The sequence below is a fragment of the Tersicoccus sp. Bi-70 genome (genome assembly GCF_001968825.1).
Lineage (GTDB): Bacteria > Actinomycetota > Actinomycetes > Actinomycetales > Micrococcaceae > Tersicoccus.
In genome coordinates this window covers 527,669-542,388 of the sequence record NZ_MIEU01000010.1, presented here as the reverse complement: position 1 = coordinate 542,388, position 14,720 = coordinate 527,669, and the positions used below count along the sequence as shown (strand labels likewise).

13 protein-coding genes are annotated in these 14,720 nt (G+C 72.0%); 4 read left to right on the top strand and 9 right to left on the bottom strand.

Annotation, left to right across the window (positions count from 1 at the left end):
- Positions 1–63 precede the first annotated feature (63 nt).
- Entirely contained in the window at positions 64–2,055 is a 1,992-nt protein-coding gene (locus tag BGP79_RS06410) for a DUF6541 family protein (RefSeq protein ID WP_076693765.1), read from the top strand.
- On the opposite strand, the gene BGP79_RS06405 is transcribed toward BGP79_RS06410, so the two are convergent.
- From BGP79_RS06405 to BGP79_RS06395, 3 genes are read right to left on the bottom strand one after another with little or no spacing between them, the layout of a single operon-like run.
- Positions 2,036–2,410: a DUF2304 domain-containing protein gene (locus BGP79_RS06405; RefSeq protein WP_076693764.1), complete on the bottom strand. Its 375-nt coding sequence runs from the start codon at positions 2,408–2,410 to the stop codon at positions 2,036–2,038. The two genes, BGP79_RS06410 and BGP79_RS06405, sit on opposite strands and share 20 nt — an antisense overlap.
- Positions 2,411–2,435: 25 nt before the next feature.
- Positions 2,436–3,101 (bottom strand): glycosyltransferase family 2 protein, encoded by a 666-nt coding sequence (locus BGP79_RS06400; RefSeq protein WP_233121192.1) that lies wholly within the window; start codon positions 3,099–3,101, stop codon positions 2,436–2,438.
- Between the two features lie 24 nt (positions 3,102–3,125).
- Complete coding sequence (locus BGP79_RS06395; RefSeq protein WP_076693763.1) at positions 3,126–4,274, bottom strand: glycosyltransferase; 1,149 nt, start codon at positions 4,272–4,274, stop codon at positions 3,126–3,128.
- A 33-nt stretch (positions 4,275–4,307) separates the two neighbouring features.
- On the opposite strand from BGP79_RS06395, the gene BGP79_RS06390 reads away from it, so the two are divergent.
- Entirely contained in the window at positions 4,308–5,786 is a 1,479-nt protein-coding gene (locus BGP79_RS06390) for a lipopolysaccharide biosynthesis protein (RefSeq protein ID WP_076693762.1), read from the top strand.
- On the opposite strand, the gene BGP79_RS06385 is transcribed toward BGP79_RS06390, so the two are convergent.
- On the bottom strand, positions 5,722–6,888 hold the full coding sequence (locus BGP79_RS06385; protein ID WP_076693761.1) for a glycosyltransferase: 1,167 nt from the start codon (positions 6,886–6,888) through the stop codon (positions 5,722–5,724). The genes BGP79_RS06390 and BGP79_RS06385 overlap by 65 nt on opposite strands.
- An 83-nt stretch (positions 6,889–6,971) precedes the next feature.
- On the opposite strand from BGP79_RS06385, the gene BGP79_RS06380 reads away from it, so the two are divergent.
- Together BGP79_RS06380 and wecB are read left to right on the top strand one after the other, a co-directional pair.
- Complete coding sequence (locus BGP79_RS06380; RefSeq protein ID WP_076693760.1) at positions 6,972–8,153, top strand: glycosyltransferase; 1,182 nt, start codon at positions 6,972–6,974, stop codon at positions 8,151–8,153.
- Between the two features lie 42 nt (positions 8,154–8,195).
- Positions 8,196–9,260 carry a non-hydrolyzing UDP-N-acetylglucosamine 2-epimerase gene (gene wecB, locus BGP79_RS06375; protein WP_076693759.1) on the top strand — a complete coding sequence of 355 codons (1,065 nt, stop codon included), beginning with the start codon at positions 8,196–8,198 and terminating at the stop codon, positions 9,258–9,260.
- Between the two features lie 128 nt (positions 9,261–9,388).
- On the opposite strand, the gene BGP79_RS06370 is transcribed toward wecB, so the two are convergent.
- The 5 genes from BGP79_RS06370 to BGP79_RS06350 are packed head-to-tail and all read right to left on the bottom strand — an operon-like array spanning position 9,389 to position 14,579.
- Positions 9,389–10,552 carry a glycosyltransferase family 4 protein gene (locus BGP79_RS06370; RefSeq protein ID WP_076693758.1) on the bottom strand — a complete coding sequence of 388 codons (1,164 nt, stop codon included), beginning with the start codon at positions 10,550–10,552 and terminating at the stop codon, positions 9,389–9,391.
- On the bottom strand, positions 10,549–11,559 hold the full coding sequence (locus tag BGP79_RS06365; RefSeq protein WP_076693757.1) for a Gfo/Idh/MocA family protein: 1,011 nt from the start codon (positions 11,557–11,559) through the stop codon (positions 10,549–10,551). Before BGP79_RS06365 ends, BGP79_RS06370 begins: the two co-directional genes overlap by 4 nt.
- A complete protein-coding gene (locus BGP79_RS06360) occupies positions 11,559–12,650 on the bottom strand; it encodes a DegT/DnrJ/EryC1/StrS aminotransferase family protein (RefSeq protein ID WP_076693756.1) in 1,092 nt (363 codons plus the stop codon). The genes BGP79_RS06365 and BGP79_RS06360 overlap by 1 nt, the downstream gene beginning before the upstream one ends.
- A complete protein-coding gene (locus tag BGP79_RS06355; protein ID WP_076693755.1) occupies positions 12,647–13,243 on the bottom strand; it encodes an acyltransferase in 597 nt (198 codons plus the stop codon). The genes BGP79_RS06360 and BGP79_RS06355 overlap by 4 nt, the downstream gene beginning before the upstream one ends.
- Before the next feature lie 40 nt (positions 13,244–13,283).
- Positions 13,284–14,579: a nucleotide sugar dehydrogenase gene (locus BGP79_RS06350; RefSeq protein ID WP_076693754.1), complete on the bottom strand. Its 1,296-nt coding sequence runs from the start codon at positions 14,577–14,579 to the stop codon at positions 13,284–13,286.
- Positions 14,580–14,720 lie beyond the last annotated feature (141 nt).

Genomic DNA, 14,720 nt, shown 5'->3' with positions numbered 1-14,720 from the left:
CGTCCAGTAGGGTGGACTGACCGTTGCCCCGACCGAGAGAGAAGTACGAACTGCATGAGTTGGATGTCGACGGTCCCTCTCCTGGCTGCCGCGGCGGCCCTCATCGTGCTCCCGGGCGGGCTCGTCGCCTGGCTGTGGGGGGCGCGCGGGCTCACGCTGTGGGGCACGGCCCCCGTCGTCTCCATCGCCATCGCCTCCGCCGGCGCCGTCGCCACCCAGCTGGCCCACGTGCGCTGGAATGCCCTGACCTACGTGGGTGTCACCGTCGCCGTCCTGCTGGTCAGCTTCGTCCTCCGCCTCCTGTGGACCCTGGCCCGCCGGCGCACCCTCCGCCCCACCACGGGCGCGACGGCCCTGACCCGGCCCGCCTACCACTGGACCTCGCTCGCGACGGTGCTCGCGGCCCTCGGCGTCCCGCTCGTGGTGATCGGTGTCCGCTTCGCCCAGATCTTCGGCCACCCCGACGGCATCTCGCAGACGTACGACAACGTCTTCCACCAGAACGCGCTCCAGTTCATCGACCAGACCGGGCGGGGTTCCTCGCTCACGCTCGGCACCCTCGACGCGTCCTCGAACGCGATCTCCTTCTATCCGGCAGCCTGGCACGACATCATCGCCGTGATCAACAGCGCGCTGCCGGTCAACGGCATCGTCGCCACCAACCTCGGCAACCTCGTCATCGGCGCCCTCGTGTGGCCGGCCACCTCCGTGCTGCTCACCCGCACGCTCTTCGGTTTCCGGCCGCTGCTGCTCATCGCCACCGGCGTCCTGTCCACCGGCTTCGGCATCTTCCCGTACCTGCTGGTCGACTTCGGGGTGCTCTACCCGAACTTCCTCGGCCTCGTGCTACTGCCCGCGGTGCTCGCCGTCATCGCCCACCTGCTGCGGCTGAGCACCAACCTGACGCGGCGACCCGTGCGGGACCTGGTGCTCGCGGCGTCGGGCCTGACGGCCCTCATGCTGGCCCACCCGAGCGTCGGGCTGACCCTGCTCGCGGTCGCCCTCCCGTTCGTGCTGGTCTGGTCGCTCCGGCTCACCTGGCGGCTGCCCCTCGCCGTGCGGCCCCTGCGGTTGCTCGCGGGTCTGGTGGCGCCCGCGGTGTATCTCCTGGCCCTCGCTACCGCGTGGAACAGCTTCCGGCCGTCGAAGGCCGCCTCGTTCTGGCCGCCGCTGGGCAGCGTCGGTCAGGCGTGGGGCGAGGCCGTCACCAGCTCGCCGCTCGGCCGGCCGGTCCCCCTGCTGATCGCCGTGCTCACGGTGCTCGGTGTGGCCGCCATCGTGCGCTGGCGCAGCCTGCCGGGCTACTGCCTGCTGGCGGCGACGGCCATCACCATGTGGTTCTACGTCGTCTCCGCCGGGTTCGCCAAGGACGACGTGCGCGACGCGATCACCCGGGTCTGGTACAACGACTCCTACCGCACCGGCGCCCAGCTGGCGATCATGACCCTGCCGGTCGCCGCGTGCGGGGCGGCGTGGCTCGCCGGGGCCCTCTGGTCCTGGCTCGCCGGGCGGATCCCCACCGGATCACCGCAGCGGACCACGGTCACCGCGCTGGCCGGCTCCGCCGTCCTGACCCTCGCCCTGTTCCTCGGCACGTCGGACGCCTCCGTCACCGACGAGCAGAACCACGCGACGGACACCTACCGGCTCACCGATCAGTCCCAGCTGCTCACCACCGACGAGGCGGCCCTGCTGAAGCGGCTGCCCGCCAAGACCCCTGCCGACGCCGTGGTGGCCGGGGTGCCCGGCAACGGCAGCGCGCTGGCGTACGCCCTGGGCGACCGGACGAGCCTGCTGATGACCGCCTCGGCCACCCCGTCGGGCGTCGAATCCGTGCTGTACACCCGGCTCGGGAAGATCACCACGGACCCCGAGGTGTGCGGTGCGGCGCGCGAGCTGAAGGTGACCCACGTGCTGGACTTCGGCACCCAGGAGATCAACAAGATGGTCCACACCTACCCCGGCTTCGCGAACCTCGCGCAGAACTCCGGGCTCACGCTCGTGGACTCCGAGGGTCAGGCGAAGCTGTACCGCCTCAGCGCTTGCGACCAGTAGTCCGCCGCTCGGCGAACTCCTCCGGGGTCACGACCTCGTCGATCGCGATCCGGCGCGCGAGCTGCGTGACGGTCGACTCCATGTGCCGGAAGCGCTGGAAGCTCGTGGCCATGTACACGAGGAAGCTGACGATCAGCGCGTAGAGCACCAGGTCGGTGCCGCGGCCGATGCCGAGCAGGCGCGCCAGCCGGGTCAGCAGTTCCGGGAACACCACGGAGAACGCCGCCACGAGCGCGAACACCAGCAGCAGGATGCGCCGGATGGCGAGGTGGCGGGCGTTGATGCCGCCGCGCATGAGCGCCACGGACATCCCGATCACCGCGAGGACGAGAGCTATCTGAACGAAGATCTGCATGTTGTCACCTAGATGAAGTCGCCGGTCAGCGGAAGAAGAGGTCGGCCAGGATGTTGACCGAGTTGAGCAGGGACTGCCCCTTGGCCTTGGAGTAGTCGGTGTAGACGATCTCCACCGGCTGCTCCTCCCAGCGCACGTTCATGGCGGCCACCTGGTGGATGAGCTCGGAGGCGTGCGCCATCCGGTTCTGCTGCAGGTCGAGCCGGCGGGCCGCTGCCGGGCCGAACGCCCGCAGCCCGTTGTGGGCGTCGGTCAGGTCCATGCCCGTGCTCATCCGCGACTGGATCGCGGCGGTGCGCAGCACGATCCGCTTGGCCGTGGAGAGCTTGGTGCGCTTGTCGAGGAAGCGCGAGCCGAGGACGACGTCGACCTCGCCGCTGTGGATCCGCTCGGCCATCCGCAGGGCGTCCTGCACGCGGTGCTGGCCGTCGGCGTCGAACGTGATCACGCAGTCCAGCTCGGGGTCCTGGGTGGCGTAGGTGATGCCGGTCTGCAGGGCGGCGCCCTGGCCGAGGTTGACCGGGTGCTTGACGACGACGGCGCCGGCCGTGCGGGCCACGCGCACCGAGTCGTCAGAACTGCCGTCGTCGACGCAGACGACGTACGGGAACTGCTCGTGCAGTCCCTCGATGACCCTGCCGACCACCGATTCCTCGTTGTACATGGGGATGACGATCCAGGTCCGGCTCACGGCCCAAGTATCCCACAGGGGAGGTCAGCGACGGTCGAGGACGAGCCGCACGCCGTGCCGCAGGGCGCTCTCCCGGCCGAGACTGCGCAGGGGGTTGGCCGTGAGGTGACGGCCGACCGGACCGGCCCCGTGGCGCGCCGCCACGGCCGCCAGGAAGGCGTCCCGGTCCGTGGACGCGGAGCACGCGGCGACGAAGAGCGCCTGATCAGCCGCGGGAAGGCCGTGCTCGACGGAGGGGTGCACCTCGTGCAGCCGGCGGGCGAAGGTCTGCACCGCGTCCAGGTCCTCGTCGGGCCAGGCCCCCGACGGACCCCGCCGCCGGATCGCGCCGAGCAGATTGGTGCGCGTGAGTTTCGTCGCGATCGCCCGGCGCGCCGGTTCCCCGATCGACGCCAGCCACGCCGGGTCCAGCCGTTCGGGGGCGAGGAACTCCTCGGCCAGGGGCATGACGTCGTGGGTGACGCGGACCTCCGCGTCGTCGCACAGGACGTACTTCGGGCCCCGGGCGGGGAACTCGGTGCTCGCGCCGGAGAACGCGAGGCGCAGGCCCGGTTCGAGGTCCTCCCCCGTCCGCAGGCCCTCGGTGTACCGGAACCCGGCGGCGCGCGCCGTCGCGGTGCGCCACATCCCGCGCGGCGCGGTCGCGTAGGCGAGCCCGTCCTTGACCGGATCCAGGCCGTGACGACGGCCGAACCGGGACCACGGCGTCGGCAGCAGGCCGCCGTTCTGGTGCCGTACGGGAGCGACGACGACGTCCGCGGAGCGCTCGGTCAGCAGCCGGTACCAGTGGTCGATGGCCCCCGGCTCGAGGTAGTCGTCCGAGTCGAGCACCGCCGTGAAGGTGGCCTCGACGGCGTCCAGGCCATGGTTCTTCGGGCCCGCAGGCGAGCGCACGCCGTCCCGGTACTCGAGGAAGCGCAGTGCCGGGGACGGGCTCATACCCGTGGCCGCCTCCACCTCACGGGCACTGATGTCGTGACACACGACCGTGACGCGCACCGCCCCGGGCACCAGGGTCGAGGCGCACGAGGCGATGGCCCGGGCGACGGGCCGATTGACGTCGTGGACCGCGATGACGACGTCGACCAGGGGCGTCGAGGCCGCATCGTCGGCAGCGTCCTCAGCAGACTTCTCGGCGCACCGGCCGGTGTCGGAGTGACGCTCGAATGGCACCTGCGCATTCTACGACCGCAGTACGATGAGCGGATGCCCTCGCTGTTCCGTCGTACCGACGTGTCCCAGTCCAGCGCCCGCAGCATGGCGTCGCGCTGGGCGTTCGGGCTGATGGGCAGCCTCTCCCAGGGTCTGACCCGGTTCCTCTACAGCGTGCTGATCGGTCGTGTGCTCGGCGCGGCCACGCTCGCGAGCGTCAACTCGGCCCTCTCGCTCGCCCTGTTCCTGAGCCTGCTGTGGCCGACGTCGGCCGGCCAGGCCGCCACCCGGTTCGTGGCCCAGTTGCGCGGCGAAGGTCGCCTCGACCAGGCCCAGGCCGTGGCCAACCACCTGGGCCGGCGCATGATCGCGACGTCGCTGCTGCTCGCCGTGGCCACGGTGCTCGGCGCCGTCGTCGTGCTCCACCTGGACCTGAGCACGGCGATCTGCGCCGGCATCCTGTTGCTCGGGTACGCGGGCTGGTCCTTCGCCCGCGGCGTGCAGTACGGGGCCGGCCAGATCGCGCGGGCCGCCGTCTGGGACGTCGCCGGCTCCGTCGCCGCCCTCGTCATGCTCGCCGTCGTGCTGCTGCTCCACGCCGAGCCGATCCTGTTGCTGCCGCTGGCGCTCGGCTACGGTGCCTACGCCGTGATCTGCTGGCCGGCGCCGTCGAGCACCCCGGTCGATCCCGCCCTGCTTCCGTCGATGCGCCGCTTCGTCGGGTACGGCGTACTCGGCACGCTCTCCAGCACGGGTCTGCTGCAGCTGTCCATGGTGAGCGCCCAGCTGGCAGGCTCTCCCCAGGATGCGGGACTCTACGCCGCCGCCCTGAGCCTCGCCACCCCCGCGACCATGCTGGCGCGCACCGGTAGCCAGGTGCTCTTCCCGTCGATGGCGGAAGCGGGCGGCCGCCAGGACACCGCGTCCCTGCGCCGCCAGACCGACCTCGTCACGCGCGGCCTCTCAGTGTCGATGCTCGCGGTCTTCGGGGCCCTTGCCCTGGCCAGTCCCCTCGTCGTGCACGTGCTCTACGGCGAGCGCTTCGCCGGCGCCGAGGACATCCTGCCCGTCCTGCTGCTGGCCGTCATGTTCACGACCCTGCCCGTGGGCGCCGTGAACCGGCTCAACGCCACCGGTGTCCGGGGTGTCCGCTTCATCTCCTTCGTCGCCGCCGGCGGGCTCGTGCTCGCGATCATCCTCTGGGTGGTGCTCGGCCCCGGGCTCGGCGTCATCGGGGTGGCGGTCGGCTACCTGACCGCGTCCACGCTCACCTCCATCGGCCCCCTCGTGGTCAGCTGGCGGCAGGACCGTCAGCGGTGGGCGGGGATGATGCTCCGCCTCGTGGCGGGCGTCGCCCTCATCGTCGGCGGCGTCCTCTGGTCGACCGCCATCCGGCCGCCGCTGTGGACCGGAGTCGTGCTGGCTGTGGTCTTCGTCCTCGTGTGGGCGCTGATCAACGTCCGGGACATCAAGCGCCTGCGGTCGGCGCGGGCCGGGACCCCCGTGCCGGACTCCACGCCGGCGCAGCCGTGACCTCCCGGTAGATCTGCCCCAGTTCCTCGCAGCTGTGGGCGAGGCTTCGCTCGCGGCGGACGAAGTCGACGGCGCTGCGGCGCCGCTCGTCCCGGTCGCCCGCCGGGTCGATCAGGACCCGGGTGATCGCGTCCGCGATCTGGTCCACGGCGCCCTCGTCCACCAGCTGACCGCCCTGCGGATCGACCATCTCGGGAACACCGCCGCACCGGGTCGCTACCACCGGCGTGCCGCACGCCTGCGCCTCGAGCCCGACCAGCCCGGCGGACTCGCCGCGCCCGTCGATGGTCCGGCTCGGTACCACCTGCACGTCGGCGCGCTGCATCCATGCCCGCACCCCGGCGCGGTCGGTCGGGCCGGTCAGCCGGATGTGCGGGTGCTCGGCCGCGACCCGCTCCAGCTCGGCCCGCAGGGGTCCCTGCCCGACGACGACGAAGTCGTGCGCGTGGTCCCGCGCCACCCGGATGGACGCGGCCACCGCGTCGCGGATGCCCTTCTGCTCGTTCAGTGCCCCCGTGAAGAGAACGATCGGGCGCTCGTTCTCGGCCCGGTCCGGTGCCGGGGTGAAGAGGTCGGTGTCCACGCCCTGGTAGTGGATCTGCAGCCGTGCCGGGTCGAAGCCGGCGCGCACCGCGTTGTCGGCGAGGTACCGGCTGACCGCGAGCGTCCGCGTGCCGGCGCGGGCCACGAGGTCGACGTTGCGGTCGTGCCACCGCGCCATCGCGCTCGTCGCGGTGCCGAGCCGGGCGAACACGTCGGCGCCGTGCAGGGTGGTGACGAGCGGGACGTCGAGCCGGCGGGCCGCGCGCACCGCGGGAGCCGACCACGTGGCGAAGTGCTGGTGCACGACGTCGGGCTGCCACGCGACGACCGCGCGCACCATGGCCGGCATGAACAGCGGGATCAGCCGCTCCCGCTGGGCGAATGGGCGATCGTGGAAGGGGACGAGCTCCGTGACGGGCACGTGCATGCCCGGATCGGTGACCTCGGCGGCGAGGGTGAACATCCGCCAGTCGTACGCGTCGCGCATCCGCTCGGCGTGCGCCACGGCGAAGTACGTCGGGGGCACCAGCAGCGTGCTCTTGGTCAGGGCGATCCGCATGGGAGACGAGCCTACCGGCCCCCGCTGGGTACACTTGGCGTGCTCCGCCTCCCCTCCGTCGACGCGAAAGGCCCTCCCGGCCCATGCCCCGCATCCTGTGCCTCTCCTTCTCCGACATCCGCTCCGATTCGCGGGTGCTGCGGCAGGTGGGAGTGCTCGCGGCGTTCGGCGAGGTGACCACCCTCTGTTACGGCGACCGCCCGGACCCGGCGGCCGAGCACCTGCAGATCGACGAGTCGCTGCCGTCCCTGCCGCAGACCCCGAGCGGCGTGCTGCGGCTCGCACTGCGCCGCTACGCCTCCCTCGAACTGGCCGCCCCGGCCGTCGACGCCGCCTACCGCCTCGCCCGGGGCAAGCGGTTCGACCTGATCGTCGCCAACGAGGCCCGCGCCGTCCCGCTCGCGCTGCGCCTGTCGGCCGAGCTGGAGGCGTCCACCGGTCGCGGGAGCGTGCCCGTGTGGGGCGATCTGCACGAGTGGGCCCCCGAGGAACGCGTCCACGTCCTCTCGTGGCGCCTGCTGATCAAGCCGTTCATGACCGACGTGTGCCGCCGGTACCTGCCGCGGCTCGACGCCGTCACCGCCGTCAACGAGCCGATCGCCCAGCTGTACCGCGAGCGGTTCGGCATCGCGTGCGACGTGGTGCGCAACGCCGCCCCCTTCCAGCAGCTCACCCCGTCCGCGCCCGCGCAGGACATCCGGCTCGTGCACAGCGGCGGGGCTGTCCCGGGACGCAACCTCGAGGGTGCCATCGACGCCGCGATCGCTCTCGGCGAGGGGTACACGCTCGACCTCTACCTCGTGAAGGCGCGCGACGGCGGGAAGTACTGGACCGACCTGAAGGAGCGGGCCTCCGCCTCGGACCGCATCACCTTCCACGACGCCGTCGCCCCCGCGGACCTGGCCCGTACCCTGAACCGGTACGACGTCGGGATCTTCAGCCTGCCGCCCCGTACGGTCAACCACCGGTTCATGCTGCCCAACAAGTTCTTCGACTTCGTCCAGGCGCGGCTCGCGGTGGTGTTCGGCCCCTCCCCCGTCACGACGGAGCTGATCGAGCAGCACGGTCTCGGTGCGGTGGCCGAGGACTTCTCCACGGAGAGTCTCGTCCGCGCCGTCCAGAGCCTCTCCCGCGAGCAGATCCAGGCGTGCAAGCAGCACGCCGACGACGCCGCGCGCGAGCTGTCCTCGGAGCGTGAGGAAGGGGTGGAGCGGACCATCCTGCGCCGCCTGCTGCCCGCGTCGTCCGACCGCTCGCAGGCGTGACGTACCAGGCGTGAAGTACCAGGCGTGAAACCGGAAGGAACCATGAAGATCCTCAGCGTCGTCGGCGCTCGGCCCCAGTTCGTCAAGCTCGCCCCCATCGCCCGCGCCATGGAGGGCCGGGCCGAGCACGTCATCGTGCACACCGGCCAGCACTACGACGAGCTGATGAGCGACGTCTTCTTCCGGGATCTCGGCATCCCCGAGCCGGACGAGAACCTCGCCGTCGGCTCCGGCAAGCACGGCGCCCAGACCGGGGCCATGCTCGGCGGCCTCGAGGCCCTGTTCGAGAAGCACCAGCCCGACATCGTGCTCGTCTACGGGGACACCAACTCGACGCTCGCCGCTGCTGTCGCCGCCGTCAAGATCCACATCCCGGTGGCCCACCTCGAGGCCGGCCTGCGGTCCTTCAACCGGCGGATGCCCGAGGAGCACAACCGGGTGCTCACCGATCACGCGGCGGACCTGCTGCTCGCGCCGACCCAGGTCGCGGTGGACCACCTCACCTCCGAGGGGCTCGGTGAGCGCACGGTGCTCGTCGGGGACGTGATGACGGACGTGCTGTTCGCCGTCCGGGACCGCCTCGACGCCGACCCGCGGCCGCTGCCCGAGGGGCTCGTCGAGGGCGAGTACCACGTGGCGACCATCCACCGCCCGGACAACACGGACGACCCCGCCCGGCTCCGCGCGATCGTCGACAACCTGGCGAGCCTGAGTCGGCCGGTGCTGCTGCTCGCGCACCCCCGGCTGCGGAAGCTGGCCGACCAGCACTGCATCGACCTCTCGGCCGGGTCGATCACCGCAACGACGCCGCTGGCCTACCCGGACCTCGTGGACGCCGTCCGCCGCAGTGCGGGCGTGGTGACCGACTCGGGCGGCCTGCAGAAGGAGGCCTTCCTGCTGCGGGTGCCCTGCACGACGATCCGCCCGGAGACCGAGTGGGTCGAGACGGTCGAGCTCGGCTGGAACGCCCTGGTCAGCGCGGACCTGAACGTTCTCGCGCAGACCGTCGAGCGGCCGGCGCCCGCGCCGACCGACGCCGCGCCCTACGGCGACGGCCACGCCGCCGAGCGCACCGTCGACGCGCTGCTGGCGCACGGCAGCCGCTGACGGCGCTGCCACCACCCCTGACACCACGACAGGCCGCCGCCCGGGAGGGACGGCGGCCTGTCGTTCGTTCGGGGTCTCGGTGTGGATCGCTGCGTCGACCGGAGCTCGGCGCACGCGGGACCCGTGTGTCAGCGCAGGACGGCGAGCACGGTGTCGGCAGCGAGCTCACCGGACGCGGCGAGGGACGCGTTGTCCCGCACCCAGGCCATCCGGTGCTCCCGCTCGACGGCGGTGGAGTCCGCGGTGAGCCGCTCCTCGATCGCGGCGGCGACGGCCTCGGGCGTGTGCTCGACGGCGTCGCCGAGCTCGTTGTCCGCGACCACGGCAGCCCCCGCACCCTTACCGGCGAAGATCACCGGCGTGCCGCAGGCGGCCGCGGCGTAGATCTTGGTGGGCTTGGCGAAGTCGTAGCCCTGGTCCGGCTTGATGCTCACCAGCGCGGCGCTCGCCCCGCTGATCCACGCGGCCGCCTCGGCCGGCGGGACCACCCCGCCGAAGACGACGTTCTCGGGGCACAGGCGACCGGCGAGCTGCCGCAGGTGCGCCTCGTCGGAGCCCTGCCCGAAGAACCGCAGCCGGGCGTCGGGGTGCCGGCGGGCGACGATCGCCATCGCCTCGACGAAGACGTCCGCTCCCTGCCACTCGGACATGGTGCCGGTGTAGACGACGTAGGGGTTCCCCCCGGCGTCGGCGGGCGCATCGGTCGGGGCGAAGACGTCCGTGTCGACCCCGTTGCCCACCACGGTGATCCGCTCGGCGGGCACGCCGAAGCCCTGCACCTGCTCGCCGACGGTGTCCGAGACGGCGATGACCGCCGCGGCGTGCCGCAGCACCCGGCCCTCGACCGCCCGCATCGCCGAGATCACCGGCGTCGGGACGGTCATGGCGGCCAGGGCCTCGGACCACACGTCCGCCGCGTAGTAGACGTACGGCCGGCGCCGCAGCCACGAGGTGAGGGCGACGACCGCCCCCGTCGTGGGCGGCGGCTCGGAGACGACGACGTCGGCGTCCGTGAGCAGGAGCCGGAAGAACGCCGGGATGTCGTAGCTGAGGTACTGCACGTAGCCGCGCACGTTGCCGCCGGCGTCCCGCAGCACCGGCCAGCGACGTACCCGCGCCGGGACGGCCGGCGCGACCAGCCCGCGCGGCGGCGTCGTGGTGAGCACCTGCACGTCCGCGCCGCGGCTGTCCAGCCCGTTCACGAGTGCCCGGAGCCGGAAGGCGGCAGCGGCGACGTCCGGGACGAACACCCGGCTGGCGACCACGACGCGACGGGCCGTGGTCGGCTTCACGAGAGGGTCAGCTCCTCCGTCTGCCCGGAGGCCGCCGACGCGATCATCGCCTCGGCCACGCGCAGCGTGTTCAGCCCCTCGCGCATCGTGACGATGTCCTGGACGGAGCCGTGCGTGGTGCCCCGGATCGCGTCGCGGAACGCCTCGTGCTCGACCCGCAGCGGCTCGCGCTTGGCGATGGCCAGGCGGGTCACGTTCCCCTCGGAGACGCCCCGGAAGTTGGAGACCGCGTCCCACTCGGTCTTGACGGACCCGTTCTCGTAGTACGTCAGGTCCGCGGTGAGGGTGTCGGCGACGAAGGCGCCCCGCTCCCCCGTGACGACCGTCACGCGCTCCTTCATCGGGGACAGCCAGTTGACGAGGTGGCTCGTCATGATGCCGTTCTCGAGGGTGCCGACGGCGGCGACCATGTCCTCGTACTGCCGGCCGGACTGCGTCGTCGTGCGGGCGCTGACCGAGACGAACGGGGACTGGGCGAGCCAGGCCGTCAGGTCGATGTCGTGCGTGCCGAGGTCCTTGACGACGCCGACGTCGGCGATGCGGGCCGGGAACGGCCCCTGCCGGCGGGTGGCGATCTGGTAGACCTGCCCCAGCTCGTCGGACTCGATCCGGGCGCGCAGGGACTGCAGGGCCGGGTTGAACCGCTCGATGTGGCCGACGGCGCCGACCAGGCCGCGCGAGTCGAAGGCCTCGACGAGGCGCTCGCCCGCGGGCACGGAGGAGGCGATGGGCTTCTCGACCATGACGTGCACGCCGGCCTCGGCCAGGGCGAGCCCGACCTCCTCGTGCAGGCCCGTGGGCACCGCGACGACGGCCATGTCGATACCGGCGGCGATCAACTCGTCCACACCGCTGAGGACGGGCAGCGAGCCGGCGACGCCGTGCGGGTCACCGAAGGCGTCGGCGACGGCGACCAGGTCGACGCCGTCCAGCTCACGCAGCACCCGGGCGTGGTTGCGGCCCATCATGCCGAGCCCGATGAGACCCGCGCGCAGGTTCGCCGCCATCAGGCGCCCGCCGCCGCGACGGCGTTGACGGCCGTGACGATGCGGTCCAGGTCCTCCGCGTCCAGTGACGGGTGCACCGGCAGGGACAGCACCTGGGCCGCCGCGATCTCCGTGTTCGGCAGGTCCTCGGTCCGGTTGAAGGACGGCAGCCGGTGGTTCGGCACCGGGTAGTAGACGCCCGAACCGATGTCGTACTGCTCGCGCAGGGCGCGGGCGAAGCCGTCCCGGTCCTCGGGCACGCGGATCGTGTACTGGTGGTAGACGTGCACGGCGCCGTCGGCGACGGCGGGCGTCGCCACGTTCTGCAGGTTCTCGGTCAAGTACGCGGCGTTGGACTGCCGCGTCTTTGTCCAGCCCTCGACCTTGGTCAGCTGCACGCGGCCGATGGCGGCGTGCAGGTTGGTCATGCGGGCGTTGAAGCCGACGAGCTCGTTCTCGTACTGCTTCTCCATGCCCTGGTTGCGCAGCAGGCGCAGCCGGCGCTCGACCTCCGGGTCCGCGGTGGAGACCATGCCGCCCTCACCGGACGTCATGTTCTTCGTCGGGTAGAGGCTGAACACGCCGAAGGTGCCGAAGGTGCCGACCTTCTGCCCGTGCAGGCTCGCGCCGTGCGCCTGGGCGGCGTCCTCGAACAGAGCGATGCCGCGCTCGTCGGCGAGGGCCTTGAGCTTGTCCGCCGCGAACGGGTGACCGTACAGGTGCACGGGCATGATGCCCTTCGTCTTCTCCGTGATGAGCGAGGCCACGTGGTCGACGTCGAGGCCGTAGTGGTCCAGCTCGATGTCCGCGAAGACGGGGGTGGCGCCGGTCAGGGCGACCGAGTTGCCGGTGGCGGCGAAGGTGAAGGACGGCACGATGACCTCGTCGCCGGCGCCGATGCCGGCGGCGAGCAGGCCCAGGTGCAGGCCCGAGGTGCCGGAGTTCACGGCGACGGACGCGCGGCCGTCCAGGAGGACGTCGCTGAACTCCTGCTCGAACGAAGCGACCTCCGCGCCCTGGGCCAGCATGCCGCTGACGAGGACGGCGTCGACGGCGCGGCGCTCCTCCTCGCCCACGATGGGCCTGGCGGCGGGAATGAAGTCCTTGCTCATGCGTTCTCCTCCGACTCGGTGAGCTCCTCACCGTTCTGCACGTACGTTTCCCCGGTCTCGGGGCACACCCAGAGACCGTCCTGCTCCCGCAGCGGGTGGCCGGCCTTGCCCACCCAGCCGATCCGGCGGGCCGGGACCCCGGCCATCAGCCCGAACGCGGGCACGTCCTTGACCACCACGGCGCCGGCGGCGATCGTCGCCCACCGGCCGATCGTCACCGGGGCCACGCACACGCTGCGCGCCCCGATCGAGGCGCCGTCGTGGATGGTGACACCGACGGGCGTCCAGTCGTGGGCGCTCTTGAGCGAGCCGTCCGGGCTGATCGAACGCGGGTAGGTGTCGTTGGTCAGCACCACCGCGGGCCCGATGAAGACGCCCCGGCCCAGCTGCGCCGGCTCGTACACCAGCGCGTAGTTCTGGATCTTGGTGTTCTCCCCGATGGTCACTCCAGTGCCGACGTAGGCGCCGCGGCCCACGATGCAGTTCGCCCCGAGGACCGCGTCCTCGCGCACCTGGGCCAGGTGCCAGATCTTCGTCCCGTCCCCGAGCGTGGCCCGCTCGGAGACATCGGCGCTGTCGACGACGTCCGCCATGTCCCTCTTCTCCCTTGCGTGGTGGTGTGTCGGGGCCGGCTCAGGCGGCCGGGCGCCCGATCACCCGGTAGGTCACGGACGGCCACGCCTCGGGCGAGGACACGCGACGCCCGTCGATGAAGGTGCGGATGCCCGGCAGGTCCGCCGGCGTCAGGGACCGGTACTCGGCGTGGTCGGCCTGCACGACGGCGGCGTCGACCGGCTCGCCCAGGTGGTACGGCGTGAAACCGAGCTTGCCCAGCTCCTCGTCGGTGTACATCGGGTCGTGCACCAGGGCGGTGGCGCCCCGCTCGGTGATCGAGGTGACGGCGTCGAACACCCCGGAGAACGCCGTCTCCTTGACCCCGCCGCGGTAGGCGGCGCCGAGGACGACGACGCGCTGGCCGGCGAGGTCGCCGTGCGCGCCCTCGAGCAGGCCGATGGTGAAGTCCGGCATGCCGGCGTTGGCGTCGCGGGCCGCACGCACCACGGTCGCGTCCGGGTCGTTCCACAGGTACAGGCGCGGGTAGACCGGGATGCAGTGACCGCCGACGGCGATGCCGGGCTGGTGGATGTGGCTGTAGGGCTGCGAGTTCGAGGCCTCGATGACGTTGTAGACGTCGATGCCGTTGCTGCCGGCGTAACGGGCGAACTGGTTGGCCAGCCCGATGTTGACGTCCCGGTAGGTGGTCTCGGCGAGCTTCGCCAGCTCGGAGGCCTCCGCGGACCCGAGGTCCCACACGCCGTTGGGCCGCGGCAGGTCGGCGCGCTCGTCGAAGTCGAGCACCGCCTCGTAGAACTCCGTCGCCTTCGCCGCGCCGGCCTCGCTCAGGCCACCGATCAGCTTGGGGTACTTGCGCAGGTCCTCGAAGACGCGGCCCGTGAGCACACGCTCCGGGGAGAAGACGAGGTGGAAGTCGGTGCCCTCGGTCAGCCCGGAGATCTCCTCCAGCATGGGCTTCCACCGGGTGCGGGTGGTGCCGACCGGCAGCGTGGTCTCGTAGGAGACCAGGGTGCCCGGGGTGAGGTGCTCGGCCAGCGAACGGGTCGCGGCGTCCATCCAGCCGAAGTCGGGGCGGGCCTCCGCGTCGACGAACAGCGGCACGACGAGCACAACCGCGTCGGCGCCGGGCACGGCCTCGGCGTAGTCGGTGGTGGCGGTCAGCCGGCCGGCGGGGACGAGCTCGCCGAGCTTCTCCTGAAGATGTGCCTCCCCCGGGAACGGCTCCTGCCCCGCGTTGACCAGGTCCACGACCGTCGGGTTCACGTCGACGCCGACGACGTCGTGACCCTTCGAGGCGAACTGGACGGCCAGCGGAAGGCCGATCTTCCCCAGAGCGATCACTGCAATCTTCACGTAACGGCCTACCTGTCTCCCGCGTTCATCGGTTCCTGGCGCCCGCGGCATCCGCGGAGAGCCCCGGTCAATGGTAGCCGCCAGGGCCCGGGTGCGCCGTCCGCGACGCGGGGGTGACCGCCCCACCGGTGCGGGGGACGG